The organism is Leucobacter manosquensis, from assembly GCF_018304845.1.
In the GTDB taxonomy this organism is placed as follows: Bacteria; Actinomycetota; Actinomycetes; order Actinomycetales; family Microbacteriaceae; genus Leucobacter; species Leucobacter alluvii.
Genome location: NZ_JAFEVO010000001.1, coordinates 1176346 through 1201406, shown reverse-complemented (window position 1 = coordinate 1201406; position 25061 = coordinate 1176346). Strand labels below are relative to the sequence as shown.

The following is a 25061-nucleotide window of genomic DNA, read 5'->3' as shown; positions in this document are numbered from 1 at the left end:
GCCCCGGCGATCCGACGAAGCGAACGAACGAAGGAGTGCAGCATGCAGGCTGTCGTGTTCCGTAACCCCGAGACCCGCGCAGAGGTCACCGAAGTCACCCTGGACGCCCCCAAGCAGGGCGAGGTCCGCGTGAAGATCGCCGCCGCAGGCGTATGCCATTCCGATCTCCACGTGAAGCGCGGTGAATGGGATGCGCCCGCGCCGATGGTCATGGGGCACGAGGGCGCTGGCACCGTCGTCGAGCTCGGAGAGGGCGTCACATCGCTCGCCGTGGGAGACCACGTCGTGCTCAGCTGGGTGCCGCCGTGCGGAGAGTGCCGGTACTGCCTGCAGGGGCATGAGGCCCGCTGCCAGAAGGTGGTCGAGATCAACAACGCGCACGGGTCGCTGTTCGACGGCACCTCTCGCCTCAGCCGCACCGAGGACGGCGAGCCACTGCGCCACTACCTGAGCGTCTCCTCGTTCGCCGAAGAGGTCGTCGTGCCCGTCTCCGGAGCCATCAAGGTGCGCGACGACGCGCCGCTCGACGTCATCGCGGTCGTCGGGTGCGCGGTCGCCACCGGTGTGGGCGCGGTGCTCAACACCGCTGGCGTCGAGCCGGGCGCGACCGTCGCCGTCATCGGGTGCGGAGGCGTCGGCCTGAACGTCGTGCAGGGTGCGAAACTGGCGGGGGCAGAACGAATCATCGCGATCGACATCGTTCCAGAGAAGACCGCGATGGCCCTGCAATTCGGTGCAACGGACCGCATCGACGGATCCCAGCGCGACGCCGTCGAGCAGCTCTTCGAGCTCCTTCCGGACGGCGCCGACTACGTGTTCGACGCGATCGGCCGCACCTCGACGACAGAGCAGGCGATCCGCATGCTCGGCCTCGGCGGCGCCGCCGTGATCGTCGGACTGCCGCCGACCGGTGCGAAAGCCTCGTTCGAGCCGCTCGTGCTCGCCGAAGCCGATCAGCGCATCCTCGGTTCGAACTACGGGTCGGTGCGCCCCTCGATCGACATCCCGGCACTCGTCGACCGGTACATGGACGGCCAGCTGAAGCTCGATCCGCTGATCTCGGGCCGTCGCCCCCTGGCCGAAGCGGCCGAGGCGCTCGACGACCTCGAGACCGGCGGCGTGCTGCGCACACTGCTCATTCCGTAAGCACCTGTTCACCCTTCGCACCACGCACTCATAGGAGAGTACTCATGACCCAAACCGCAGCACGGAAGGCCGACGCCGGCCTTCGAGAAGGGGTGATGTCTGGGCCCGAACTGGCGGCACAAGCCATCGCCAGCATCGCCCCGAGCGCCGTCATCGCATTCACCGCCGCCTCCATTTTCCTCGGAGCCGGCAGCGGCACGATCTTCGCATTCCTGCTCGCCACCATCGTCATTCTGTGCGTGGGCTACATCGTGTCGATGTTCGCCCGCCAGCACGCTTCCGCCGGCTCGCTCTACACCTACGTGGCGAAGGGGCTCGGGCCCACTGGCGCCTTCGCAGCCGGCGTCGCCCTGCTCATCGGATCCTGGGGCATCGCCGCCGGTTCGCTCGGCGGCGCGGTCTCGTACGCCTCCGACCTGCTCCAGCTGTTCGGCGTTCCCGCGACCGGCACCGTCTGGCTGGTCGCGCTCGCCGTCGTGATCGGCGGCCTCGCGACGTTCTTCACGATCCGCGGCATTCGCATCTCGGCACGCATCTCTCTCGTGCTCGAACTGCTCTCGGTCTTCATCATTCTGGTGCTGCTCATCGCCGCGCTCGTCTGGCTCGGTCCCGAGGCGTGGGATCCGACGCAGTTCTCGTTCGAGGGCGTGCCGTTCCAGGGCGTCGCAGCCGGCATGGTGCTCGGCATTCTGGGGTTCGTCGGCTTCTCCTCCGCCGATGCGCTCGGGCGCGAGGCGCGCAATCCGCACACCGCAATTCCCCGTGCCATCATGTGGAGCGCCGTCGCCGTCGGCGTGCTCTACGTGTTCGCGGCGTACACCCAGATCGCCGTCCTCGGCGACGAGCTCGGTGAGGTCGCCAGCCCGTTGCAGGCGATCAACGATCGCATCGGAATGCCCGTCTGGTTCGCACCCGTGCTCGTGTTCGGCGTCGCGGCATCGTTCTTCGCGGTCGTCGTCGCGCCGCTGAACGTCGTCGGCCGCATCCTGTACGTGATGGGGAAGGAGGGCGTCGTCGCCGAGCGGTTCGGCCGCACCCACGAGACGCATCTCACCCCGCACCGCGTCCTGCTGATCGCGGGCCCCGCGGCGATCGCGCTCGACGTCATTCTGCTCATCTCGGGCACCCATCCGATGGACATCGTGGTGTGGGTCGACACCTATGCGACCTACGGCTACATGGTGGCGTACGCGCTCGTCGCCGTCGCGGGCGTCGTCTACACCCGTCGCCGCGGAATGCGGAGCGGAATGATCACGGTGACGGCGGTCGTCGCCGTCGTCGCCATGGCGTACGTGTTCTTCGCGAACGTGTGGCCGATCCCGGCGTTCCCGATCAACGTGCTGCCATATCTGTTCGCTGCGACGATGCTGCTCGCGTTCATCCGCTTCTGGTGGCTGCGCGCGAAGCGCCCCGAGGTGCTGCAGCGGATCGGGAACACGCACACCGACATGCTCGAGGGCGTCGGCTGAGCACGTATCCCGGGATGGTGCTCCAGCGAGAGTGGCCGGGCACCATCCCCGGTTCGCGTTCCCGGCATTCGACGACGTGGATACGTTTCAAATAGTGGATGAAAATCACCCCCACGGGTAGCATTCTCGTATGAGTACCAGTGTTGATACGAAACGTATGCGTCAGTCCTTGACTTCCGAGCAGCTGCGAGCGTGGTCCGGCGCGCTCGCAGCCGATCCCGCAGCCCGACTGGCGATGAATGCGGTGGCGCGAACATCGGTCGAAGAGGTCGCCGTCGACCGAGCTCGGCTGCTCGCGGTGCAGCCGAGCATGTCGAATCGGCTCGACGACTGGGACGCGGCAGATCAGAAGCGGTCGGGTCGGTGCTGGCTGTTTGCGGCCCTCAACCTCCTCCGAGCCGATGCCCGCAAGCACCTTGGCGTGAAGAACTTCGAATTCAGCCAGAATCACGCGATGTACTGGGACAAGATCGAGCGCGCGAATTACTTCCTCGAAGACATGATCGAGCTCGCCGGATCGGAACCGGACGACCGCGTGACCGCGTTCCTTCTCAGTAACGTGCTCGATGACGGCGGCCAGTGGAATATGGAGGTGGCGATCTTCGAGAAGCACGGCGTGGTGCCGAAGACGCTCATGCCAGAGACTGAGTCCTCCTCGAACACCTCGCGCATGAATGCGTCGCTCCGCACGCTGCTGCGCAAGGGCGCACGCCTCATCCGAGAAGCGATCGCCGACGGCTCGGCGCTTGACGACACCGATGAGCTCAAGCGCTCGATCCTGGCAGATGCGCACCGCATCCTGACCATCCACCTGGGCGTGCCGCCCGAGCGGTTCGAATGGCGCTGGAACGACGACGACGGCGCCTTCCACGACGGCGGTCACTTCACGCCCCGGGAGTTCCTCGCGAAGTACACCGACGTCTCCCTCGCCGACTACGTATGCCTCGTGGACGATCCCCGGTCAGAGCATCCCAAGAACCACGCGCTGACCGTCGCGCATCTCGGCAACGTCGTCGGCGGCGAACCCGTGCTCTATCTCAACACCGACACCGCGACGATGAAGCGCCTCGCGGCCGAGGCGATCGTCGAGGAGGAGCCGGTGTGGTTCGGCTGCGATGTCGATCCTCATATGGAGGACAAGCAGGGCATCTGGTCGGCGGATCTCATCGACTACTCGGCGGTCTACGGTGTAGATCTCGCTACGACGAAAGAAGAGCGTGTGCGCTACGGCGATTCCGCGATGACGCACGCGATGCTCTTCACCGGTGTCGATCTCGTGGCCGGTGCACCGCGTCGTTGGCGCGTCGAGAACAGCTGGGGTACCGAGAAGTTCGACAAGGGCTTCTGCACCATGGACGACTCGTGGTTCGACGAGTACGTCTTCGAGGTCGTGGTGAGGAAAGACCGGCTTCCCGAGGAGCTGCGGGCCGCGCTCTCAGCGGCACCCATCGTGCTCGATCCATGGGACCCGATGGGCGCGCTGGCATAAACGGGCCGGATCGGGCGGGGCTCGCGGAAGCCGCGAGCCCCGCCCGATCAAGCTTGCAGCGACGCCCGGATGCGGTCGCCCACCTCGCGCATCGAGGCCAGCACCCCGTCGCGCGCATCTGCCCCGCGTCGCCAGTTCGCGAGGACGGCGTAGGCGATCCTGCGTTCCCCGCTCATGACGAGACCCGCATCGGCGCGCACGTTGGAGATAGTGCCCGTCTTGTTCCACAGCCAGATTCCGCGATCGAAGAAGTAATGGGCGAGCGGGTCGAGGCCGAACGCGGAGGCGACCATCGAGAGATCCATCCCGGCCCCGAGCCAGCGCTGCAGCGTGTCGGCGGAGGCGGGGGAGAGGTCCTCGGCACGGGCGGTGCGCATGACGAACCGCACGAGTTCTTCGGCGCTCGCGTGTGAGAGCGTTCGAGGCGCCCCTGGCGGAAGCGGCCAGCGCACGACGTCGTCGAGCGCTGAGTCCACGTATCCGAGCGATCTGGTGTGCTCCTGCACCGTGTCGAGTCCGATCACCCGGCAGAGGGTGTTCGTCGCGGCGTTGTCGCTCACTGCACCGACGAGTGCGGCTGCGTCGTAGAGCGAGAGCGAATCGGCCTGGAGCAGATACCAGAGGCCGGAGTTGTCCATCCATTCGACCGGACGTCTCGTCACACGGTCCTCGAGTGACCGCGTGCCGGCGTCGGCCTCGGCGAGAAGACGATGCAGCAGGAAGACCTTGCCGATGCTTGCGGTGTCGAGCACGCGCGCCGCGTCGTGCCGGAGGAGTTCCTCTCCGGAGTCGACGTCGACTGCGAGCACCGACCATCTCGTGCCATGGGCATCAGGAAACAGGCCGCTCATCGCTTCCATTCCTCTCGGGGAAGACCTGTGACGAGCAGCCGGATCTGCTCGCCGATGTCACGCATCGCATCGAGCACCGGCGCGCGCAGATCGGAGCGCACGCCCTTCCAGTTCGCTGCAACCGCATAGGAGACCGAGCCGGCCGCGCCGCGCGCGTGACCGACGTCGACGCGCGCGAAGTCGGTGGTGCCGGTCTTGTGTCTGAGCACGATGCCCTGGTACTCCGCGTCCACATGGGCGAGCGGATCGAGCAGGAACGAGTCGGCGACCATGGAGGTGTCCGCGTTCGAAGCCAGCCAACCGAGCACCCGTTCGCTGACGGCCGCCGAATGCACGTCGCCAGCGTCGAGGCGTCGCATCACGTCGGAGAGCTCGCGCGCCGTGCCGAAGGAGGGCGTCCACGGCATCTCCGGCGAGCGGTGATCGCGGATGTAATCGTGGAGGGAGGTCCGCTCGTACCCGAGAGCGGGCGCGACCGCCCGAACTCTGTCGAGTCCGCACAGGTGGATGAGCGCGTTCGTCGCCAGATTGTCACTGTAAGCGCCGACGAGGAGGGCCAAATCCTCGACTCCCAACCGTTGCGCGCGCATGCGATAGAGGATTCCCGAGTCCGCCACCGCGAGGTGCGGAGGAATCTCCACAGACTCGTCGGGATCGAGAACCGCGGATTCGATGCGCCGCGCGACCTCGATGAGGAGGAAGATCTTTCCGATGCTCGCGGTTTCGCACTGCACATCGGGATCGTGCTCGAGCAGGGGGTCACCAGTAGAGGCGTCGACCACGCGGATACTCCACGTCGCCCGCGGGTCCAGTCGGGGCAGCCGCAGGGACGGGGTCATCGTTCTCGTCCGTCGACGACGAGCCGAGCAGTAGCTCCCGTCGCGTCGAGGGTGGCGTCGACGTTCAGCGGAACACTCAGTGCTTCGGGGTCGTGCCCGAACCCCTGCTCCCAGAGCACAGGAACGCCGAGGCCGCCGAGATACTCGTGCATGAGGTCGCGCACTTCATCGGGGTCGCCGCACTCGTGCCAGGAGCCGAGCACGATCCCTTTAGCCGCAGCGAGGCGCCCCGCACGCTGCAGCTGCAGCAGAAGATTATCGAGACGGTACAGGTCTTCATCGATGTCTTCGAGGAACAGAATGCCGCCTGGAGAACGTTCTGTTTCCGGCGATCCCAGCGCTGCCGCGAGCAGGCTCAGATTTCCGCCGGTGCAGCGTCCCGATGCCGCGCCAGCGACGAGCACGTCGGTCTTCGGACCCGTGAGTTCGCGATCGGCCCACGGCTCGAAGAGCCAGCGGCGGACGTCCGACCGAATGAACTCCGAATCGCGGAAGACGCCGTTGCCCGGCATCGGGCAGAAGAGACTCGGAACATCGAGGTGGACCCTGAACGCCTCGTGGAGGGCGGTGATGTCGGACGAGCCGGTGAGCAGTTTCGGTCGGCCATCGGCTCGCGCTCTGGCGGCTCGCATCTGCGTCCAGTCGATGCCGTCGAGCAGGCGCATGGCGCCGTATCCGCCGCGGAGGCAGACGACAGCGTCGACCTCTGGGTCGCACCATCCGTTGACGAGATCATCGCGGCGCGCATCGTCTTCTCCCGCGAGGTATCGGGATCGCGAGTGCCTGTCGAGCACGTGCTCGCCGACGCGAACGGTGAGCCCCCACGCCTCGTAGTAGGAGACGGCTCGTGCAAGGCTGGTTCTCGTGCTCGGCCCTGCGGGTGCGACGATCGCGACGGTGTCGCCCGGGGCGAGGGGAGCCCTGTCGAGATACGCGGTGCGAAGTTCGGTCATGCGGTTTTCTCCCTGACACTCGGCGCTGCCGCGAGCAGTTCCTTCGTGTACTCGTGCTTCGGGCGCAGGAGTACCTCCTCAGTGGGTCCTTGCTCGACGATCTCGCCGTGGTACATCACGGCGACGCGATCGGCGATGTTCCACGCCAAGCCGAGATCGTGAGTGATGACGAGAGCGGAGAGTCCGAGCCGTTGCTTCAGCGAAAGCATGAGTCCGAGGATCTCGCCGCGCACCGAGGCGTCGAGCGAAGCAACCGGCTCGTCGGCGATGAGCATCTCCGGGTGCAGAGCGAGTGCGCCGGCGATGACGACCCGCTGACGTTGACCCCCCGAGAGTTCCTGCGGGATCGCGCCGAAGAACCGCTCGGGAGGCGAGAGCTCGGCATCCACGAGGCTCTGGGCCACGCGCTCCCGTTCGTCACCCGAGATGCCCTGCACACGCAGTCCTTCCGCCACAGATTCGTACACGCTGAGCTTCGGGTTCAGCGCTGCGGATGGATCCTGCAGCACGAGCTGCACCCGTCTGCGGAAGCGTCGCAGTTGCTTTCCCTTGTCGGGCAGGGGCTCACCCGCAAAGCGAATGTCGCTTCCCTCGTCCGTCGGTTGCAGCCCCATGAGCGCTCGAGCAAGAGTGGTCTTGCCCGATCCCGATTGCCCGACAAGGGCGACGATCTCGCCGCGGTGTACGTCGAGGTCGACATCTCGTACTGCGCGCGTACCTCCGGCGCCGTGGTACGTCACATTGACTCCGCGCGCCGAGAGGAGCACCTCGTTGCTCGGCTCCGAACGGCCCGGCTCATGCGCTCCGGCGCCGTGACGAGTAACCGGTCGCATGCGCGATGCCGGGTCACCGATGACCGGGAACGCATCTGCGAGCTTGCGGGTGTACGGCTCGTTGGGCTCGGAGCAGATCATGCGCGCTTCGCCGATTTCGACGAGCTCACCATTGCGCATGATCGCGATCCGCTCGCATGCGGTTGCGAGAACCGACAGGTCGTGGCTGATCATGAGCAGTGAGATGCCACGCTCCGAGACGAGTCGGGAGATCATGTCGAGGATCTGCTTCTGCACAATCACGTCGAGAGCGGTCGTCGGTTCATCAGCGATGATGATGTCGGGCTCGCATGCGAGGGCCATCGCGATCATGACGCGCTGCTTCTGACCACCCGAGAGTTCGTGCGGAAATGCTCCCGCCTTCTCTGGCGGCAGGTCGACGATTTCGAGCAGTTCGAGCACGCGCGTCTCCCGCGCTTTGGCTGTCTTCCAGCGTTCGGTCACGTGGATCTGCAGCGCCTCGGTGATCTGAGCGCCGACCGTGTGCACCGGATTGAGCGAGTGCATCGCCCCCTGGAACACGATCGAGGCCTGAGCCCACCGCAGCGCACGCAGCTCCCCGAACCTCAGCGAAGCGACGTCGGTCTCTCCGATGAGGACTCGGCCGTCCAGACGTGCGTTCTTCGGGAGGAGACGGAGTGCGCTCATGGCGAGCGTCGATTTCCCGGATCCTGATTCTCCGGCGATGCCGAGCGTGCCCCCAGCGGGGAGTTCGAGTGACACCGACCGTACGGCCGCGATCTCTCCGCGGTCGTTGCGGCCAGAGGTGCGATAGGTGATCGATACGTTATCGAATGTCAGACCGGGCATGGCTCATCTGCTCCTGAGGGTGGGATTGACGATGTTCTCGACGGCGCGCCCCATGAGCGTGAATGCCAGCACGACCAGCACGATCGCGATGCCCGGGGTGATGACGTACCACCAGTAGCCGCTCGTGGCGGCTGAGACGTCCATGGAGTTCTTGAGGATCGTGCCCCAGGACTGAACGCGGGGGTCCCCGAGTCCGAGGAAGGCGAGCGTCGACTCGGAGATGATCGCTGAACCCACGGTGAGCGTCGTGTTCGCAAGCACGAGCGGCAGTACCCCGGGCAGCAGGTGCTTCGTGATGATGTGCCAGTGGCTTGCGCCGAGTGCCCGGGAGCGCTCGATGTAGCCGCGCGATTCGACGGTGAGGGTCTGCGAGCGCACGACTCGCGCCGTACCGGCCCACGACGTGAGACCGATCGCGATGATGATCGTGAGTACGCCGCGGCTGAGTACCGAGGAGAGCACGATCGCGAGGATGAGCGCCGGCAGAACGAGGAAGAAATCGATGAGTCGCATCAGTACGTTGCCCGCTGCGCCGGTGAAGTGGCCGGCTGCGATGCCGACGAGCGTGCCGATGACCATGGACATCGCAGTCGCTGCGAGTCCCACGAGCAGGGAGACGCGCGCGCCCCAGACCATGCGGACCCATAGTTCACGGCCCTGATGGTCCGTGCCGAGCGGATGGTCGAGCGATGGTGGGGCGAAGCGCTCCTGATCGACGAGAGTCGTTACATCGAGCATGTGCGCCGGCGCAAGGACCGGGGCGAGCACCGCGACGACTGCGATGAGCACGAGGAATCCGAGGCCGACCATTCCGGCGCGATGATGTCGGAACTGATCCCAGAAATCGTGCAGCGCGGCGCGGCGGCGCGCCCAGGCGTAGTACCGCGGAGAACGCTGTTGCTTCGGATCTGCGGTGAGCGTGGTCATGCGCGCCTCACTCTCGGGTCGAGTTGACGGTAGATGAGGTCGGCGATGAGGTTCATCGCGATGATGATCGCGGAGAACACCACGAAGGTGCCCTGCAAGAGCGGGAGGTCTGGACCCTTGATCGCCTCGAAGGTCAGCTTTCCGAGGCCGGGCCAGGAGAATACCGTCTCGACGGTCACGGCGCCCGCGATGAGTCCGCCGAGATGCATGAAGATGAGCGTGACGGTCGGGAGCAGCGCGTTCGGGACCGCGTGACGCCTGCGCACGAGGTCGTCCCGCAGCCCCTTGGCGCGGGCAGTGGTGAGGTAGTCGGCGCTCATCTCCTCGATGAGCGAGCTGCGCATCACCATGAGGTACTGCGCGTAGACCACGGCGACCATGGTGATGACCGGGAGCACCATGTGCGAGGCGATGTCGAGCGTCGCACCGAGCGCATCCGTCGGCGGGTTCGGGGAGCGCATGCCGCCCGTCGGGAACCAGTGCAATGTCCCGCCGAAGATCATCAGCAGGATGAGGCCGAGCCAGAAGGTCGGCACTGACCAGAGCACGAGCGAGGATGACGAGGCGAGACGATCGAATCGCGAGCCGTGCTTCCAGGCGGCCTTCTGGCCGAGCCACAACCCGAGGGCGATTGCGAGAATGGCGGCGGTGCCGGTGAGTAGGATCGTCGGCCAGAAGTACTGGCCGATGAGACTCGACACCGACGTCTTGTAGACGTAGCTCTCGCCGAAGTTGAGGGTGAACACGTTGACGAGGTAGTCGAAGAACTGCTGCCAGAGCGGCTTGTTCAGGCCGAACTGCTCGCGGAGCAGTTCCATCTGCTCCGGCGTCATCTGCCGTTCGCGCGCCATCGAGGCGACGGGGTCTCCGGGCAGGATCTTGAACGCGAAAAAGCCGAGCACGATCACCATGCCAAGGCTGATCGCAGCTCCGCCGAGCTTGGAGAGGACGTACTGTATCGCTGAGGTATCGCGCGGGCGTTCCTCTGCGCTCGCGCTGGTCGCTATTGCCGATGTGGACGGTGGCACCGAGTTGGTCATGAGAACTCCTGTGGATCGATCCTGGAGTGCTGCGGAGGACGCGGAGGCCGAGGCCTCCGCAGCACGAGCCGGGCCTATTCGACGTCGGCGAGGTTCTTTCGACGCATGACCATGTAGACGACGCCTCCGATGATGACGAGCAGTACGACGCCTCCGGCGATCAAGAGACCGGTGTTCGCGCCTTGATCGGACGAAGCGTCCGTTCCTTCGACGGGGGCGACTGTCAGGTAGCCCCAGTAGCCGGCCTGGTTCGCGATGATGCCGCCGTCCTCCGGCTGCAGCGTGAACCCATCGAAGCGGTCGGAGCGGTACGCTTCGAGGCCGTTGGCGTACCAGTTCGCGATCTGCGCAGTGTCCGTGTAATTCATCGCGAGCATCTCCTGCACGATCTCCTGACGCTTCCCCTCATCGAGCTCCGAGCGCTGCTCCGCGTACAGCTTGTCGAATTCGGGGTTGCAGTAGCCGTCCTGCGAGGTGCCGCCGGTGCCGTCTTCACTCGTGGGAAGGTTCGCACAGGTATTGATGCCGAGTTGGTAGTCGGGGTCCGGGTTCACCGACCAGCCCGTGAAGTAGATGTCGTAATCGCCCTTCACGGAAGCCGCGCTGACGGTATCGGCATCGGACGACTCGACGTTGATCTTGATCCCGATGTCTTGCATCCATGGGACGAAGAACTCGGAGATCGATTGCTCGTTCGGTTCGCCCGCGTCAACGAGGAGACGGAGCTCGAGCTTTTGACCATCCTTCTCACGGATGCCGTCGGTGCCTTCGACCCAGCCCGCCGCATCGAGCTTCTCCTTTGCGGCTTCCGGATCGAATTCGACGATGGCCGAATCGTCGTCGGACAGGTGCCATTTGGGAAATGACGCCGGAATGAAGCTCGTGGCTGGCACGCCCTCGCCCTCGAGCACCTTGTCGAGCAGGGTCTTCGTGTCGGTGCCGAGACGGATCGCCTGTCGCACTTCGACGTCCTTGAGGGCTTCGGCACCGGTGCCGTACGGCGTGCCTTCGCGGGTCTGCATGCCCGGGTTGAGACTGAACGACTGGTAGCGGCGGCCGATGCCGGAGTGCGTCGTCACTCCTTCGACTCCCTCGAGAGCCTTGAACTGGGTCGGTGTGAGGCCAGTGACCATGTCGACGTCGCCCGCCTTCAGCGCCTGCACCTGTGCGTCTGAGTTCGTGTAGTAGACGTACTGCAGCTTGTCGACCTTCGGTGCGCCTCTCCAGAAATTCGGGTTGGCCTTGAACGCGATGGATTCGTTGGCCTGATAGCTCTCCAGCACGAAGGGGCCGGAGCCCACGACATCGGCGTCATTCTGAAATTCGGCTGGATTGTCGATCTGCTCCCAGATGTGCTTCGGCACGACCGGAATCTCTGACCCGGGGTTCGGCGCTTGTGGGGCCTTCAAATTGATCACGACCGTGAGATCGTCGGGGGCTTCGACCGACTCGAAGCCCGAGACCAGGTTGCCGTTCGCGGTGCCGAGTTCGGGAACCGACATCATCTGGTCGTACGTGTATTTCACGTCGGCCGACGTGATCGGTTCACCGTCGGACCACTGCATGCCCTCACGGAGTGTGAACACCCACTGCGCACCGTCTTTCTCCGTGGTCCACGACTCCGCGAGACCTTCAGTGGGTGAGCCGTCCTCTGAGCTGTTCTGCACGAGCGACTCGTACATGTAGCGGATCGTGTTCGTGGGGAGCAGGTAGATCGAGATGAACGGATTGAAGTTGTCGACGAACCCCGAGGTCGCGATGCGCAACGTGCTCGCGTCTGCTGCCTCGTCAGCCGGGGCCTCGGCTAACGCGGGCGCGGCAAACGCGGTCGCTGGCGCCACGGTGAGTGCGGCGCATGCAACCGCAGCTCCCGCTGCGAGCGCGCGGAGCCGGTGTCTGCGTGGAGGAGTGTGCATCATTGCTTGGCATCCCTTCGATTTCGACCACATTCAACGCTGATGTGGGGTCGGTGCTCACCATCGAACCTCAAAACGGCATGGTGGTCAATAGATTCGTGACGTATCTTCTAAAAAGTTGTGCATCCGTATTACTCCATCATTGGGGAACGCCTGCGGCTGCGTGCCGATATGCGTAACGTATCGTTCATGGATCCGGACCGGTGTACGTTTCGGGGAGCGTGCTCACGCGGATGAGAGCAGTGCCGTGAGCAGGTCGATTCGCTCCCGGAGCGACTCCACGATGACGTGCTCCTCGAGCGCATGGGCACCGCCTCCCCGCGGACCGAAACCGTCCACCGTCGGAATGCGGAGACTCCCGAGCAGGTTCGTGTCACCCGCACCCGCTGCCGGGCGCCCGTCGATCCGTTGGCCAAGGCTTGCAGCCGTGGATGCAATGGTCGCTGTCAAAGCGGCATCGGGTGCCGTGGCACGCCATGCTGGCCGACTGCTCAGCGTCTCGACCTCGAGGCGGGAGCCGTGCCGGATCGGAGCGAGGCCGTCCAGGGCGTTCAGCACCGCAGTTTCGGACTCTCCGTCGATGAACCTCAGTCCGATTTCGGCCTCGGCGACGTCCGGAACGACGTTCGCACGGGTTCCCCCGGCAACGGTGCCGATGTTGCAGAGTACTGGCGCGGAAAGCGCGGGGTCCTCGACCAGCATGCGCACGCGCATGAGCTGATCGACGAGCTCGTCAATGGCCGAAATCCCGAGCTCGGGATCGAGCGCGGCGTGGGCGGATCGACCGACGGCTCGGATGATCACCCTCGTACTCCCGCGGCGTCCGACCTTGAGTGCCCCGTCGGGGTGCGGCGATTCAAAGCCGATGGCCGCACGTGCCCCGACCGCCTCCTGCGTGATGAGTGAGGCGGTGGTCGGGGATCCGACTTCCTCATCGCACGTGAGGATCACTCTCACCGGCATCGCCGGGGCTCCGCCGATGCGCTCGAGTGCCTCGCACATGACGGCTATGCCGCTCTTCATGTCGTAGGCGCCCGGCCCTCGGATGACGGTACCGTCGTGCGACCACGGCAACGCCTGATCGAGTGTGCCGCGCGGCCAGACGGTATCGGTGTGCCCCACGAGGAGGAGTGGATCGGGCCCGGCGCCGAAGTCGGCGAGGATGCTCGTGCCGGCATCGGTGCGAATGCGTCGAACGGCGCCGCCGATGGCGGCGAGTCGCTCGCTGAGGGGAGTCGCGATGCGCTCACTCGCTTCGGTGTCGAAGGACGGCGATTCGATTTCTACGAGCATGCGAAGAAAATCCACGACCGGATCGGTCTGGCGCGACATCCACGGCGCTGCGTTCATGTTTATGAAACGTATCCTAGGGTTGCAAGGGCCGCAAGACCCTTATAGCATCGAGCCATTCACTGATGAATCTCGTTGCATAGGAAACGTATGATGGCGCCCGGGTTGCTGACACTCACGTTCGAAACGCCCACAGCTGGCGATGCCTCTGCGACGCTTTCCGGGCGAGAGCTGCGTGGGTACGAGGAATTCAGGGCCGCAGCAGCGCTCTATGTGGACGTGTTCCAGTATCGCGCTCCTGAGTTCGCTCTCAACCCGAACCTGCTCAGCGCGCTCGCCCAAAACGGAGGATCGTCCGTCGGCGTATTCACGAGCCACGAGGAACTCGTCGGTTTCGCATACGGTTTCGCAGGGCGGGACACCGACGGAACCGAGTTCCACTACTCCCAGGCGGCGACCGTCGATCCACGGTTCCAGGGCCGTGGAGTGGGGCGCATGCTCAAGCATCTGCAAGCCGAGGTCGCCGAGCACTGGGGCCATCGCACGATGCGGTGGACATTCGATCCGCTCCTCGCGAGAAACGCGCACTTCAACTTCGATTCGCTCGGCGCATCGGGCATCGCGTACCTGCCCGATTACTACGCCCGAGCCGGCACCGATCGCATCCTGGTCGAGTGGGTGCTCGATGACCGCGGAGACCGCGAACAGACCCGGACGAGCCCCTCGAAACGTCGTGCTCCAGCCCTCGGGGTGCACGAGTGGGGCGAGATCGAAGCGGTCGACGACGCACTGTGGATCGCCTTTCCCGCGGTACCGCCAGTGCGCACCGAAGTGGCGAGCGAAATGCGGTCGCACCTCGCGGCCTCCCTCACCACGGCGATCGATTCCGGGCGTGTGCTCGTCGGATGTACGAGGATCAACGACGAGACCGCCGCCTATCTTGCGGTCCCCGATATCCGGATGGAGCAGCGATGACGAAAGAGACGCCGGCGCGTAGCGAGAGCGACCTCGACCGCACCCTGAGGTCGCCGGGAGACCGCTTCGGAGAGCGGATCCGTTCAAACCTCTCGGCCGAGAACATCCAAACACGAGTCATCGAGAGCGAGAAGCGATCGCTCCAGCGCACCCTCGACGAACTCGCAGCGAGCGGTGAGGTGCCGCAGGCCGCGGCGCTCATTCTTGGAGCCAGACGCCGTTTCATCGGCGGCGAGGGCAAGGGAGCCGCGTATGCGCAACTTTTGAACGCCGATCTCTCCGCGACCCTTTCGAACGTATTCCTGGTCGATGGGCGAGCGCTCTCTCCGATCACCGTGCTCACCGATGTGCGCGCGAGCGACGTGCTCATCGTGTTTTCGATGCGCCGGTATCGAGCTGAAACGGTGCGGCTCGGCGAGCTCTTCCATGAGGCCGGAGGTCAGCTGGTGGTCATCACCGACAGCGACGATGCGCCGCTCGCGCGCCTCGCGAGCGCGCTGATCAAAGTGCACACGGAGTCGGCCTCTTACGCGGACTCGCCCACCGCGGTGGCCGCGGTCTGCCACCTCCTCAGCACACTGACGACTGCAAGCGCAAAGGGGGCCAGACGGCGCCTCACGGTTCGCGACCAGTACGCCGCCGAACTCGCTCTCTACCTCCCCGAACACGAGCAGGAGAACGAGCGATGAAGATCGAGCGCGTGAGACTCTTCGCGCTCCGTCTGCCGCTGCTCCACAGCTTCGAGACGAGTTCGCACCGGAAGTCCGGCATCGAGCACGTGCTCGTGGAGCTCACGAGCGACTCAGGAACGACCGGTTGGGGTGAAATCGCTTCACCGAGCGACCCCTACTACTGTGCAGAGAACACGGATACTGCGTGGTACATCGCCACCAACTATCTGGTGCCGCGAGTGCTGGATACCGAATGGGACCGGCCGGAGGAGGTCGAGCGCGCGTGGTCTAACATTCGAGGGCACGAGTTCGCGAAGGCCGGATTCTCGGCGGCGGCCTGGGACCTGACCGCGAAGCACGACGGCATCTCACTCGCGCGAGCGCTCGGAGGCACACGGGATGAGATCGAGTCGGGAGTCTCGCTCGGCATCGAACGGTCGGAGCAGGATCTCCTCGCACAGGTAGGTCAGCAGCTCGACGCCGGGTACGGTCGTGTGAAGCTCAAGATCGCGCCCGGCTGGGATGTTTCCCCCGTCGCCGCCGTGCGCGACGCCTTTCCGGATATCGATCTGCATGTCGACGCGAACGGGGCGTATCCGCGCACGAGCGAGGCGCTCGAGGTGCTGCAGCGACTGGACCGGTTCTCGCTGACCATGCTCGAGCAACCTTTCGCCGCGCGTGATTTCATGGCCCATGCCGAACTGCAGCAGCGGATCGAGACGCCCATCTGCCTCGATGAGTCCGTGGTGACCGTCGCCGACCTCGAGACGATGATCCGGCTCGACGCGGGGCGCATCCTCAACATCAAGGTGTCCAGGATGGGCGGTCTCACCGAAGCGCAGAACGCGCATCGCGTCGCTGAGCAAGCCGGTATCCCGGTGTGGTGCGGGGGCATGCATGAGTTCGGGATCGGTCGCGCAGCGAACGTCGCGCTGGCATCACTGCCGAACTTCCATCTTCCCTCTGATGTCTCGGGATCGGACAAGTACTACGCGAACGATCTCATCGAGCCGCCAATTCGGGCGCGTGAAGGTCGCGTTGCGGTTCCAACGGCGGTGGGCATCGGGCACGAGGTGGATGTCGCTCGGGTCTCGGTCGACGCGAATCGCACGTTCGATTCTGCTTCGAGGGAGCTCGCGGGGGTGCCAGGGTGAATCTCCATCCAGTGATCGACGGGCACAACGATCTTGCCTGGGCTTGCAGGGAGACGCGTGCCTACTCAGTGAACGGGCTTGAGAGCGGAGCGACAGGTCTGCACACGGACCTCGCGCGCCTCGAAACAGGCGGCGTCGCGGGGCAGTTCTGGTCGGTCTGGGTTGATCCTGCACTGCAGGGAGCCGAGCAAGTCGTCGCCACCCTGGAGCAGATCGATTTCGTCCATCGATTCGTGGAGCGCTACCCCGAGCGGGCTCGTCTGACGCGCACGGCAGCCGAAGCGCGAACCGCGATGGCCGAGGGGCGCATCGCCTCCTTCATCGGCGTCGAAGGGGGTGCGCAGTTCGGCGGGTCTCTTGCGGCGCTGCGGCAGTTCGCGAGGCTCGGATCTCGGTATGTCACGCTCACCTGGTCCCGCACGACCGACTGGGCCGATTCGGCGACCGATGACGCGCGGCACGGCGGCCTCACGGAATTCGGCCGAGAAGTGGTGCGCGAGATGCAACGCATCGGCCTGCTCGTCGATCTCGCGCATGTCGCACCAACGACGATGCGCGATGCGCTTGCTGTCAGCGAGCGGCCTGTGATGGTGAGTCATTCCGGTTCGCGGGCAGTGTGCGATCACCCTCGCAACGTGCCAGACGACGTACTTGCCGAGATCGGATCGAGCGACGGTGTGATCATGGTGGCGTTCGTCCCCTCATTCCTGTCGGAGGACCGGCACGCGTGGGTGCGGGCCGGAGAGGAGGGTGATCCGCCACCGGTGGGAGTTGGAGATGTCGCCGACCATCTCGACCACATGCGAGATGTCGCGGGTGTGCATGCGGTGGGAATCGGCGCGGACTACGACGGAACCGACGCGATGCCCATCGGCCTGGGGGACGTCTCGGGCTACCCCCGGCTCTTCGAAGAGCTCGAACGACGCGGGTGGTCGGATGATGAACTCCGGGGTCTCGGTACCGACAATGTGCTCCGGGTGCTCGAAGCCTCCGACGGCGACTACCTCGACTTCCTCGCGGGCCGCGCCCCGCAGCCTCCGGCCTCCGCAATCGCCCCGGCGGTCGACCTCTCCAAGAAGAAAGCAGGATGATCTTGGTCGTGATTCCCCGTGTGCTGGTGGTAGTGAATTCTCCCGGCTCTGGACCTCGACGGCTTGCCGATTGGCTCGCGGATCGCGGCGTGGACGTCGTAGAGCGACTGGGACAGCACGGCCTCCCCAGAACGCTCGAGGGCTACCACGGACTGGTGCTGCTCGGAGGAGGATTGATGCCAGACGACTACGAACAGGCGCCATGGTTGGGCGACGAGCGCCACCTCACCGAAGAGGCCATCGAGCGTGACGTTCCGACGCTCGGAATCTGTTTGGGCGCGCAGGTGATCGCCGACGTGGCAGGGGGAGAGGTGCGCGAGAACTTCGGGCCGAAGGAACGAGGAAGCACCGTGATCCGCTCGACCCGAGCGGGTCGTGCCGACGCCGTGCTCTCCGCGATCGGCTCAGCCGCCCCCATGATCGAGAACCATCGGGACATGATCACGAGGCTTCCCGCGGGTGCGACGCTGCTCGCGTCGAGCGATGCCGTCGAGCACCAGGCGTTCCGCATCGGGGAACACGTGCGAGGCGTGCAGTTCCACCCCGAGGCGAGCGCCGCGAACCTTGCCGGTTGGGATGATGCAGCACTCACCGGTGAGGGGTACGACATCGGCATCCTGCTGGCGGCCGCCCAGCGGGACGACGCTGAGAACACCCGTGCGAGCCATGCGCTCGTCGACGCGTTCGCTGAGGAGATCCTCGAGCGCGCTCGGGCCGAAGCATGAATCGCGTCATCGACCGCACGGGCTTCGCGGAGATTCCCGCGACGTGCGCCGAGTCCGCGCTGCAGCGCGCTTTCGATCGGCACGATCTCGCGCTCGCTCCTGCCGCGCTCGCCGCAATCTTCGACCCCGAGGGCGTGATCTCGTGGAAGGCCACCGGTGAACCTCGGAGGGATGGGCGGCCTGTGACGCGCGGCTCGGTGTTCCGAATCGCGTCGATGACGAAGAGCTTTCTCGCCGCAGCGGCATTGGAGCTGCGCGACCGAGGCGAGTTCGATCTCGACCGCCCGATCGACGCGTACGTACCGGGCGTGCGGTTCGACTTCGCCGGCGAGGCGGTACCCGTGACCGTCCGGCAGTTGTTGACGAACCGGTCCGGCCTCCCCGAAGACAACGCTTGGGCGGACCGTCTGCTCGGGGCTGATCCCGGGGCCATCGACGCACTCGGAGCGGCCGGCCTGCGGCTCACGGCAGAACCGGATGATCGCTACCAGTACTCCAATCTCGGAATGTCGTACGTAGGACGCGCGATCGAGGCAGTGACGGGCCACGCGGTCGAGGACGAGATCACCGAGCGCCTGCTCGAACCGCTCGGTCTCGCGCACACTCGATTCGAGCCGGCAGCGTACTCTGCGGATCGGACGCTCGCCGCCGGGTTCCGCACCTTCGACGGGGGACGCAGCTTCTTGGATGAGCCGTATGTCGGCGCGGGCGCGCTCTCGTGCATCGGAGGCCTGTTCAGCACGGTGGATGACGTTGCCCGTTGGGCCGCTTTCCTGCAATCCGCGTTCTCCGATGCCCCTCTGCACCCCGAGGTGCTCAGCGCTCGGAGCAGAAGGGAGATGCAACGCATTTCCACAGCAATACCGCTCGATGCGGAGCCGTCGGCCGAGCCGCAGCTGCCGAAACTGCAGGCGATCGGGTACGGCATGGGGCTCGTCGTGGAGCAGGATCGCCGGTTCGGGCGCATCGTGCAGCACGCGGGCGGGCTGCCTGGGTTCTCGTCTCATATGCGGTGGCATGTCCCCAGCGGTTGCGGCGTGGTCGCTTTCGGTAACTCGGATGTCTTCGGGGCGGGCGGACTCGCGACCCGTGCGCTCGCCGAAGTGCTCGAGGCGGTCGATGCGCCATCGGAGCACCTCCCCCCATGGCCGGAGACGCTCGATGCCGGGAAGCGCATCGATGATGCAGTGCGGACGGGCGAACCCCTGGACGGTCTTGCCGGCCTCTTCTCAGCAAACGTCATGCACGACCTGCCCGCAGCAGTGCGGGAGCAGAGACTCGTGCACGCACGCAGCGACGCTGGCCCGGTGTCGCTGCGGCAGCAACCGTTCGAGGAACGCGTGCTCGCGCCGCGGGGGCCCGCGGAGCTGCGCTGGCGCATCGCGTGCGCTCGCGGTTCGCTCGTTTGCGAGATCCGGCTCGTGGGTCTGCGCGGTCCCCTCGTGCAGTCATTGGCCATCGAGTGCCGCGACGTCGGCGCAGCAGCGGGAGGGAGCACCATATGATCCGACATCACGTGGTCGTCGTCGGCGGCGGCCTCATTGGACTGAGCACGGCGCACGCGCTGCTGCGCGAGGGCCACAAGGTCACGATCGTCGAGAAGCGGGCACTGGGCAGCGGTGCGGCGACCGGCAACGCCGGGGAGCTGACCCCCCAGCAGGTCGCCCCGCTCGCATCGGCGAACACCGCGCGCGATGTCTTCCGCGGCGTGCTCAGCCGAAATTCGTATCTTTCGATCGATCCGCTGCAGCTGCCCCGTCTCGCCCGCTTCGGGCTCGGCTTCCTTCGCGCTGCCCGCACTGCGAATGCGAGCAGGGGAGCCGCCGCCCTCGCACAGTTCTCCGGAGGCATTCGCGCGGCCTTGCAGCGCATGGCTGACGATGGCGTCGACATCTCGGGCGGGGGCGACGGGTTCCTCATGACGTCGTCCGACGAGACGGAGTTGGATGCTGCGCATGCCGCATACCGGTCACGAGCGGAACGCGGATGGGGTGCCGGTCCGGGACCCGTACTGCGGGGCGACGAACTCCGCGCTGCGGAACCAGCGCTCCAACCGACGGTGGTGGGCGGGTTCATGCTGCCCGGAGAGTTCTCGCTCGATCCCGTGACCTTCGTCGCCAGTCTCGTCGAACGCGTGCGGGCGGGCGGCGCAGACATCCGCGAAGGACTCGCTGCAATGCGCATTGGAACGGGTCCGAGCGCGAGCATTGTCTGCGCGGACGAGAACGGCGCCGAGGTGACCGTCCGCGGTGACCGACTTGTGATTGCGGCGGGCGCGTGGACGACCTCGATCCTGCGCCGATCTCGGATTCGTTCCGCCCCCGTTGTCTCCGGCAAGGGATACAGCTTCACCGTGCCCGTCGACCGCATGCCGTCTTCGCTCGTGCACGCCATGGACCTCCACTGCGTCGCGATCCCGATGCACGGCCGCCTGCGCATCGTGGGCATGATGGAATTCGACGGCCACCCGGAGCGGGCGAATCCGCACCGGTTTGAGGTGCTCACCCGTGCCGCATCCCGGCTCATCGCCGACGCCGATTGGTCGGCGCGCACCGATGATTGGGTCGGAGCACGGCCCATGACCGCCGATGGGCTCCCTCTGCTCGGACGCGTTCCACGGCGGCCGGATGTCATCGTCGCGGCGGGGCACAATATGCACGGACTCTCGCTCGGACCCATCACGGGTGAGATCGTCGCGGCGCTCGTCGCTGACCGGGAACCGTTCGTCGAGGGACGTCGACTCGACCTCGCGCCCTTCGCAGTGCGACGCTGACCACACGGGCGCATGCGCATCGGCGCGTCCGTCCCGCTAAACTGGAGCGGTTCGTTCAGAGACAGGGTCTCCGTGCGCACGGCTTCAGGGGCCAATCCGGGTCCGCTCGCCATCGGCTGCCCGTTCGCGGCCCGCGAGCACGACGGACACCAGGCAGACCGACCCGAGGCAGACCGAACCCAGGAGCGACGATGGCACAGGTGAACCCCGCTGGTGCGACACCAGCCGCCGACCCGAACAGCATCGACCCGCGCGTCTTCCCCCCGTCTGCGCGTCGCGGGAGCGAGTGCCGAGAGTTGCATCTCGGCGGTGCGCGCGCGACCGAGCTCGTCGAGCAGTACGGCTCGCCGCTGTACGTGATCGACGAGGCGGCCGCCCGCGATCGGGCCCGCGAGGTCCGAGTCGCCCTCGAATCCGAGGCTGAGCGCATCGGGACGAGTGCGACCGTGTACTACGCGGGCAAGGCGTTCCTGTGCGTCGAGGTGGCGCAGTGGATGGCCGAAGAGGGCCTCGCGATCGACGTCGCGAGCGGGGGAGAGCTCGCCGTCGCGCTCGCCGCCGGAGTGGACCCGGCGCGCATCGGCTTCCACGGCAACAACAAATCGGAACGCGAGATCGCGCGTGCGGTCGAGGCGGGCGTCGGCACGATCATCATCGACAGCGAGGTCGAGACCGAGCGCATCGCGCGTGCGGCAGCGGCGGCGGATCGCCGCCAGCGCGTGCGGCTGCGCGTCAATAGCGGCGTGCACGCATCGACGCACGACTTCCTCGCGACGTCGCACGAAGATCAGAAGTTCGGTCAGCCGCTCAGCGAGGCGCCGCGACTGGTCGAGGCGATCCTCGCTCATGACAGCCTCGAGTTCGTGGGGCTCCACTGCCACATCGGCTCCCAGATCTTCGCGACCGACGGTTTCCGCGAGTCCGCCAGGCGCCTGGTGGGCGTGTACCCGGAGCTCGAGCGGATCGCCGGCCGGCCGATTCCCGAGCTGAACCTCGGCGGTGGTTTCGGCATCGCCTATACATCGGCGCAGGCGGAGCAGGCTCCCGAGGTCGCTGCCATCGCACGACAGCTCGCCGACATCGTCGCGGAGACCTGCGCTGAAGCCGGCGTATCGGTTCCGCAACTCGCGTTCGAACCGGGTCGCGCCGTCATCGGGCAGGCCGGGGTCACCCTCTACACGGTGGGAACCACGAAGCCCGTGCTGCTCGCCGGCTCCGATGCGGCGGCCGACCCAGCCGACCTGGGGTTCGCCGAACGCCTCTACGTGAGCGTCGACGGCGGCATGAGCGACAACGCCAGACCTGCCCTGTACGGCGCCGACTACCAGGTCCGCATCGCGAACCGCGAGAGCGACGCCGACCCGGCGCTCGTACGGGTGGTGGGCAAGCACTGCGAGTCGGGCGACATCGTCGTGCAGCGCGACGTGATCCCGGGCGATGTGCGCGCAGGCGACACGCTCGCCGTCGCGGTCACCGGAGCCTACTGCTGGTCCCTCTCCAGCAACTACAACTACGTGCCGCGACCGCCGGTCATCGCCGTGTCGAACGGCTCCTCGCGCGTCATCGTGCGGGGCGAAACCGAGGACGAGTTGCTCGCGAAGTCCGTGATTCCGGCGCCGGTGGCCCCGGCGAACGCCGGCTGAGGATCGCCGGCCCAGAATTCTCCCGCCGTTCTCGGCGGATCGAACACGACGCACTATCAAGGAGACGAACATGAATGGTTATCGTGACCTCCGCATCGGGCTGCTCGGCTGCGGCTCGGTCGGCGCACAGGTGGCCCGGCTGATCCTGGAACACGGAGACGAGCTGGCCGCGCGCATCGGGGCGCGTCTGACGCTCGCAGGCATCGCGGTCCGCAACGTCGACGCGCCGCGCGATGTCGAGCTGCCGAGGGAGCTGTTCACGACCGACGCCGAACGTCTCGTCCAGGGCTCCGATATCGTCATCGAGCTCATGGGCGGCATCGAACCGGCCCGCACGCTGATCACGCAGGCACTGCAGGGCGGCGCCGACGTCGTCACCGCGAACAAGGCGCTCATCGCGGCGCACGGTCCCGAGCTCTCGGAAGCGGCCGAACAGGTCGGCGCACAGCTCTCGTACGAGGCGGCCGTCGCCGCGGCGATCCCGATCCTGCGCCCTCTGCGCGAAAGCCTGGCCGGTGACCACATCACCCGCGTGCTCGGGATCGTGAACGGCTCGACCAATTACATCCTCGACCGCATGGACCGATTCGGCGACAGCGCCGAAGACGCATCGCGGGTGGCGAGCGAACTGGGCTTCCTCGAAGCCGATCCGACCCTCGACGTCGAGGGCTACGACGCCGCGCAGAAAGCGACCATCCTCGCGAGCATCGCCTTCCACACCGAGGTGCCCGTCGACGCGGTGCACCGAGAGGGCATCACGCAGATCACGGCGGAGCAGATCGAAGCGGCGAAGAGCGCTGGGTACGTCATCAAGCTCCTCGCGATCGCCGAGCGGTTGCAGGCCGCTGACGGCACCGACGGAGTCTCGGCGCGCGTCTACCCCGCGCTGATCCGCCGCGACCACCCGCTCGCAGCGGTGCACGAGGGCAAGAACGCCGTGTTCGTCGAGGCGGAGGCCGCCGGCGAATTGATGTTCTACGGCGCCGGAGCCGGCGGAGCGGAAACCGCTTCGGCGGTGCTCGGAGACCTCGTCTCCGCAGCGCGCAGGCACGTCGTCGGCGGCCCGGGCATTCCGGGGTCGCTGCATGCCGAGCTGCCGATCCTTCCCGTCGGCGAAGTGATGACGGCTTACCAGATCATGCTCGAAGTGCGCGACCAGCCAGGCGTGCTCGCGAGCATCGCGGGCATCCTCGCCGAGCGGGGCGTATCTGCCGCGAGCGTCGAGCAGACCGTCGCTCGAGGCGGGGCAGGCGACGAGCCGAGCGCGGCTCTGGTCATCGGCACGCACCGCGCGCGCGAAGCCGATCTCGCTGCGACGGTCGAAGCCCTGCGGGCCGCCGAGGTCGTGACCGCCGTGACGAGCGTGCTGCGCCTCGAGGGTCAGGCGTGAGCGCGACCGTGAGCGGGATCGGTCGCACCGTCAAGGTGCGCGTGCCCGCGACGAGCGCGAACCTGGGCCCCGGATTCGACACGCTCGGCATCGCACTCGCGTACGGAGACGAGCTGACGGTCGTCGTGCGCGACGCGCCCGGCGCGACCGTCGAAGTCACGGGCGTCGGAGCCGGCGAGGTTCCCACCGACGAGACGAACCTCGTGGTCCGTTCCGCCGCCCACGTCTTCGCGCAACTCGGACGCCGCATGCCCGGCATCGATGTCGCCGCCACGAACCGCATTCCGCACGGGCGCGGCATGGGATCCTCCGGATCGGCCATCGTCGCCGGCGTGATGATCGCCGCCGGCCTGCTGCAGAGCGACCCCGAAGCTCCTGTCGCGCTCACCGAGGAGCAGCTGCTCGCGTTCGCGACCGAACTCGAGGGGCACCCCGACAATGTCGCACCCGCGCTGTTCGGCGGATTGACCATCGCGTGGACGACGGAGCAGGGCCCGCGCTTCAAACGGTTGATGGTGCACCGCGGCGTGGCGCCGCTCGTGCTCGTGCCGAGCTTCACCATGTCGACCGAGCTCGCCCGAAGCCTGCAGCCGAAGCAGGTGCCGCATGAGGACGCCGTCTTCAACGTCTCGCGGTCGGCGCTGCTCATCGCCGCACTCACGCAGAGCCCCGAGCTCCTGCTCGAGGCGACCGAGGATCGGCTGCATCAGAACTATCGCGGTGCCGCCATGCCGGCAACGCGCGACCTCATCGGCGAGCTGCGCTCAGCGGGGCATGCAGCAGTGGTCTCCGGTGCCGGCCCGTCGGTGCTCGTGCTCTCGAACGGGCCCTTGGATCGCATGCAGGCAGCGGATTTCGTGGCTGCCCATCACCCGGATTGGCGCGTGCTCACCCTGGCCGTCGATACCAAGGGTGCTACAGTTGAAACGACCCCTGCGGGAGCGGCGCTCTAGCCTCGCCCGTCGATGTCCGTTCATGCGGAACCGTGGGTCGTTATCGCACCGTGAACACATCGCACGGTGATCCCGAAGCACACATGTGCACTACCGCGGGAATGCGCGCCCACTTGCGCGTGC

At 66.4% G+C, this 25061-nt stretch carries 21 protein-coding genes; 13 read left to right on the top strand and 8 right to left on the bottom strand.

All coding sequences use genetic code 11. The annotated features are described in order from the left end of the window. Positions 1-42 precede the first annotated feature (42 nt). The 3 genes from JSQ98_RS05500 to JSQ98_RS05490 all read left to right on the top strand — a co-directional run bounded on the left by JSQ98_RS05500 (position 43) and on the right by JSQ98_RS05490 (position 4104). Entirely contained in the window at positions 43-1146 is a 1104-nt protein-coding gene (locus tag JSQ98_RS05500; RefSeq protein WP_090150441.1) for an alcohol dehydrogenase catalytic domain-containing protein, read from the top strand. A 44-nt stretch (positions 1147-1190) separates the two neighbouring features. Further along, positions 1191-2615: an APC family permease gene (locus JSQ98_RS05495; RefSeq protein ID WP_090150438.1), complete on the top strand. Its 1425-nt coding sequence runs from the start codon at positions 1191-1193 to the stop codon at positions 2613-2615. A 130-nt stretch (positions 2616-2745) separates the two neighbouring features. Next, positions 2746-4104: a C1 family peptidase gene (locus JSQ98_RS05490; RefSeq protein ID WP_249290750.1), complete on the top strand. Its 1359-nt coding sequence runs from the start codon at positions 2746-2748 to the stop codon at positions 4102-4104. A 47-nt stretch (positions 4105-4151) separates the two neighbouring features. Here the strand turns inward: JSQ98_RS05490 and JSQ98_RS05485 are convergent, their stop codons facing one another. The 8 genes from JSQ98_RS05485 to JSQ98_RS05450 all read right to left on the bottom strand — a co-directional run bounded on the left by JSQ98_RS05485 (position 4152) and on the right by JSQ98_RS05450 (position 13623). After that, positions 4152-4955, bottom strand: a complete 804-nt coding sequence (locus JSQ98_RS05485; RefSeq protein WP_249290748.1) for a serine hydrolase — start codon at positions 4953-4955, stop codon at positions 4152-4154. Beyond that, positions 4952-5794: a serine hydrolase gene (locus JSQ98_RS05480; protein ID WP_211648696.1), complete on the bottom strand. Its 843-nt coding sequence runs from the start codon at positions 5792-5794 to the stop codon at positions 4952-4954. The genes JSQ98_RS05485 and JSQ98_RS05480 overlap by 4 nt, the downstream gene beginning before the upstream one ends. Next, positions 5791-6747 (bottom strand): S66 peptidase family protein, encoded by a 957-nt coding sequence (locus JSQ98_RS05475; protein ID WP_211648695.1) that lies wholly within the window; start codon positions 6745-6747, stop codon positions 5791-5793. The genes JSQ98_RS05480 and JSQ98_RS05475 overlap by 4 nt, the downstream gene beginning before the upstream one ends. Then, positions 6744-8390, bottom strand: a complete 1647-nt coding sequence (locus JSQ98_RS05470) for an ATP-binding cassette domain-containing protein (RefSeq protein ID WP_211648694.1) — start codon at positions 8388-8390, stop codon at positions 6744-6746. The genes JSQ98_RS05475 and JSQ98_RS05470 overlap by 4 nt, the downstream gene beginning before the upstream one ends. 3 nt (positions 8391-8393) lie before the next feature. Then, the gene (locus JSQ98_RS05465) at positions 8394-9317 is read right to left on the bottom strand and encodes an ABC transporter permease (protein WP_200331595.1); all 924 of its coding nucleotides are present in this window, start codon (positions 9315-9317) and stop codon (positions 8394-8396) included. Further along, positions 9314-10357, bottom strand: a complete 1044-nt coding sequence (locus JSQ98_RS05460; protein ID WP_200331597.1) for an ABC transporter permease — start codon at positions 10355-10357, stop codon at positions 9314-9316. The genes JSQ98_RS05465 and JSQ98_RS05460 overlap by 4 nt, the downstream gene beginning before the upstream one ends. 74 nt (positions 10358-10431) lie before the next feature. Then, positions 10432-12276, bottom strand: coding sequence for an ABC transporter substrate-binding protein (locus tag JSQ98_RS05455; protein WP_249290747.1), 1845 nt, complete (start codon positions 12274-12276; stop codon positions 10432-10434). A gap of 222 nt (positions 12277-12498) precedes the next feature. Beyond that, positions 12499-13623, bottom strand: coding sequence for a M20/M25/M40 family metallo-hydrolase (locus JSQ98_RS05450; protein ID WP_211648693.1), 1125 nt, complete (start codon positions 13621-13623; stop codon positions 12499-12501). A gap of 90 nt (positions 13624-13713) precedes the next feature. Between JSQ98_RS05450 and JSQ98_RS05445 the strand changes: the two genes are divergently transcribed. The 10 genes from JSQ98_RS05445 to thrB all read left to right on the top strand — a co-directional run bounded on the left by JSQ98_RS05445 (position 13714) and on the right by thrB (position 24938). Then, positions 13714-14538, top strand: coding sequence for a GNAT family N-acetyltransferase (locus JSQ98_RS05445; protein ID WP_211648691.1), 825 nt, complete (start codon positions 13714-13716; stop codon positions 14536-14538). After that, complete coding sequence (locus JSQ98_RS05440) at positions 14535-15227, top strand: MurR/RpiR family transcriptional regulator (RefSeq protein ID WP_200331603.1); 693 nt, start codon at positions 14535-14537, stop codon at positions 15225-15227. Before JSQ98_RS05445 ends, JSQ98_RS05440 begins: the two co-directional genes overlap by 4 nt. Continuing rightward, the gene (gene menC / locus JSQ98_RS05435) at positions 15224-16363 is read left to right on the top strand and encodes an o-succinylbenzoate synthase (protein ID WP_234037438.1); all 1140 of its coding nucleotides are present in this window, start codon (positions 15224-15226) and stop codon (positions 16361-16363) included. Before JSQ98_RS05440 ends, menC begins: the two co-directional genes overlap by 4 nt. Next, positions 16360-17454: a dipeptidase gene (locus tag JSQ98_RS05430; RefSeq protein ID WP_211648689.1), complete on the top strand. Its 1095-nt coding sequence runs from the start codon at positions 16360-16362 to the stop codon at positions 17452-17454. Before menC ends, JSQ98_RS05430 begins: the two co-directional genes overlap by 4 nt. 89 nt (positions 17455-17543) lie before the next feature. Next, positions 17544-18179 carry a type 1 glutamine amidotransferase gene (locus JSQ98_RS05425; RefSeq protein WP_346728721.1) on the top strand — a complete coding sequence of 212 codons (636 nt, stop codon included), beginning with the start codon at positions 17544-17546 and terminating at the stop codon, positions 18177-18179. Then, on the top strand, positions 18176-19684 hold the full coding sequence (locus tag JSQ98_RS05420; RefSeq protein WP_211648688.1) for a serine hydrolase domain-containing protein: 1509 nt from the start codon (positions 18176-18178) through the stop codon (positions 19682-19684). The genes JSQ98_RS05425 and JSQ98_RS05420 overlap by 4 nt, the downstream gene beginning before the upstream one ends. Beyond that, entirely contained in the window at positions 19681-20952 is a 1272-nt protein-coding gene (locus JSQ98_RS05415; RefSeq protein WP_211648687.1) for an NAD(P)/FAD-dependent oxidoreductase, read from the top strand. Before JSQ98_RS05420 ends, JSQ98_RS05415 begins: the two co-directional genes overlap by 4 nt. 191 nt (positions 20953-21143) lie before the next feature. After that, positions 21144-22595: a diaminopimelate decarboxylase gene (lysA, locus tag JSQ98_RS05410; RefSeq protein ID WP_211648686.1), complete on the top strand. Its 1452-nt coding sequence runs from the start codon at positions 21144-21146 to the stop codon at positions 22593-22595. Positions 22596-22665: 70 nt separating this feature from the next. Then, positions 22666-23985 carry a homoserine dehydrogenase gene (locus JSQ98_RS05405; protein ID WP_090150432.1) on the top strand — a complete coding sequence of 440 codons (1320 nt, stop codon included), beginning with the start codon at positions 22666-22668 and terminating at the stop codon, positions 23983-23985. Further along, complete coding sequence (gene thrB / locus JSQ98_RS05400; RefSeq protein WP_211648685.1) at positions 23982-24938, top strand: homoserine kinase; 957 nt, start codon at positions 23982-23984, stop codon at positions 24936-24938. The genes JSQ98_RS05405 and thrB overlap by 4 nt, the downstream gene beginning before the upstream one ends. Positions 24939-25061 lie beyond the last annotated feature (123 nt).

What these genes read in the sequence shown, in the direction of transcription:
- JSQ98_RS05420 (WP_211648688.1), top strand. Translation starts at nt 18,176, where the DNA reads ATGAATCGCGTCATCGACCGCACGGGCTTCGCGGAGATTCCCGCGACG.
- lysA (WP_211648686.1), top strand. Translation starts at nt 21,144, where the DNA reads ATGGCACAGGTGAACCCCGCTGGTGCGACACCAGCCGCCGACCCGAAC.
- JSQ98_RS05475 (WP_211648695.1), bottom strand. Translation starts at nt 6,747, where the DNA reads ATGACCGAACTTCGCACCGCGTATCTCGACAGGGCTCCCCTCGCCCCG.
- JSQ98_RS05480 (WP_211648696.1), bottom strand. Translation starts at nt 5,794, where the DNA reads ATGACCCCGTCCCTGCGGCTGCCCCGACTGGACCCGCGGGCGACGTGG.
- JSQ98_RS05490 (WP_249290750.1), top strand. Translation starts at nt 2,746, where the DNA reads ATGAGTACCAGTGTTGATACGAAACGTATGCGTCAGTCCTTGACTTCC.
- menC (WP_234037438.1), top strand. Translation starts at nt 15,224, where the DNA reads ATGAAGATCGAGCGCGTGAGACTCTTCGCGCTCCGTCTGCCGCTGCTC.
- JSQ98_RS05405 (WP_090150432.1), top strand. Translation starts at nt 22,666, where the DNA reads ATGAATGGTTATCGTGACCTCCGCATCGGGCTGCTCGGCTGCGGCTCG.
- JSQ98_RS05445 (WP_211648691.1), top strand. Translation starts at nt 13,714, where the DNA reads ATGATGGCGCCCGGGTTGCTGACACTCACGTTCGAAACGCCCACAGCT.
- JSQ98_RS05500 (WP_090150441.1), top strand. Translation starts at nt 43, where the DNA reads ATGCAGGCTGTCGTGTTCCGTAACCCCGAGACCCGCGCAGAGGTCACC.
- JSQ98_RS05495 (WP_090150438.1), top strand. Translation starts at nt 1,191, where the DNA reads ATGACCCAAACCGCAGCACGGAAGGCCGACGCCGGCCTTCGAGAAGGG.
- JSQ98_RS05460 (WP_200331597.1), bottom strand. Translation starts at nt 10,357, where the DNA reads ATGACCAACTCGGTGCCACCGTCCACATCGGCAATAGCGACCAGCGCG.
- JSQ98_RS05465 (WP_200331595.1), bottom strand. Translation starts at nt 9,317, where the DNA reads ATGACCACGCTCACCGCAGATCCGAAGCAACAGCGTTCTCCGCGGTAC.
- JSQ98_RS05450 (WP_211648693.1), bottom strand. Translation starts at nt 13,623, where the DNA reads ATGAACGCAGCGCCGTGGATGTCGCGCCAGACCGATCCGGTCGTGGAT.
- JSQ98_RS05485 (WP_249290748.1), bottom strand. Translation starts at nt 4,955, where the DNA reads ATGAGCGGCCTGTTTCCTGATGCCCATGGCACGAGATGGTCGGTGCTC.
- JSQ98_RS05470 (WP_211648694.1), bottom strand. Translation starts at nt 8,390, where the DNA reads ATGCCCGGTCTGACATTCGATAACGTATCGATCACCTATCGCACCTCT.
- JSQ98_RS05415 (WP_211648687.1), top strand. Translation starts at nt 19,681, where the DNA reads ATGATCCGACATCACGTGGTCGTCGTCGGCGGCGGCCTCATTGGACTG.
- JSQ98_RS05455 (WP_249290747.1), bottom strand. Translation starts at nt 12,276, where the DNA reads ATGATGCACACTCCTCCACGCAGACACCGGCTCCGCGCGCTCGCAGCG.
- JSQ98_RS05440 (WP_200331603.1), top strand. Translation starts at nt 14,535, where the DNA reads ATGACGAAAGAGACGCCGGCGCGTAGCGAGAGCGACCTCGACCGCACC.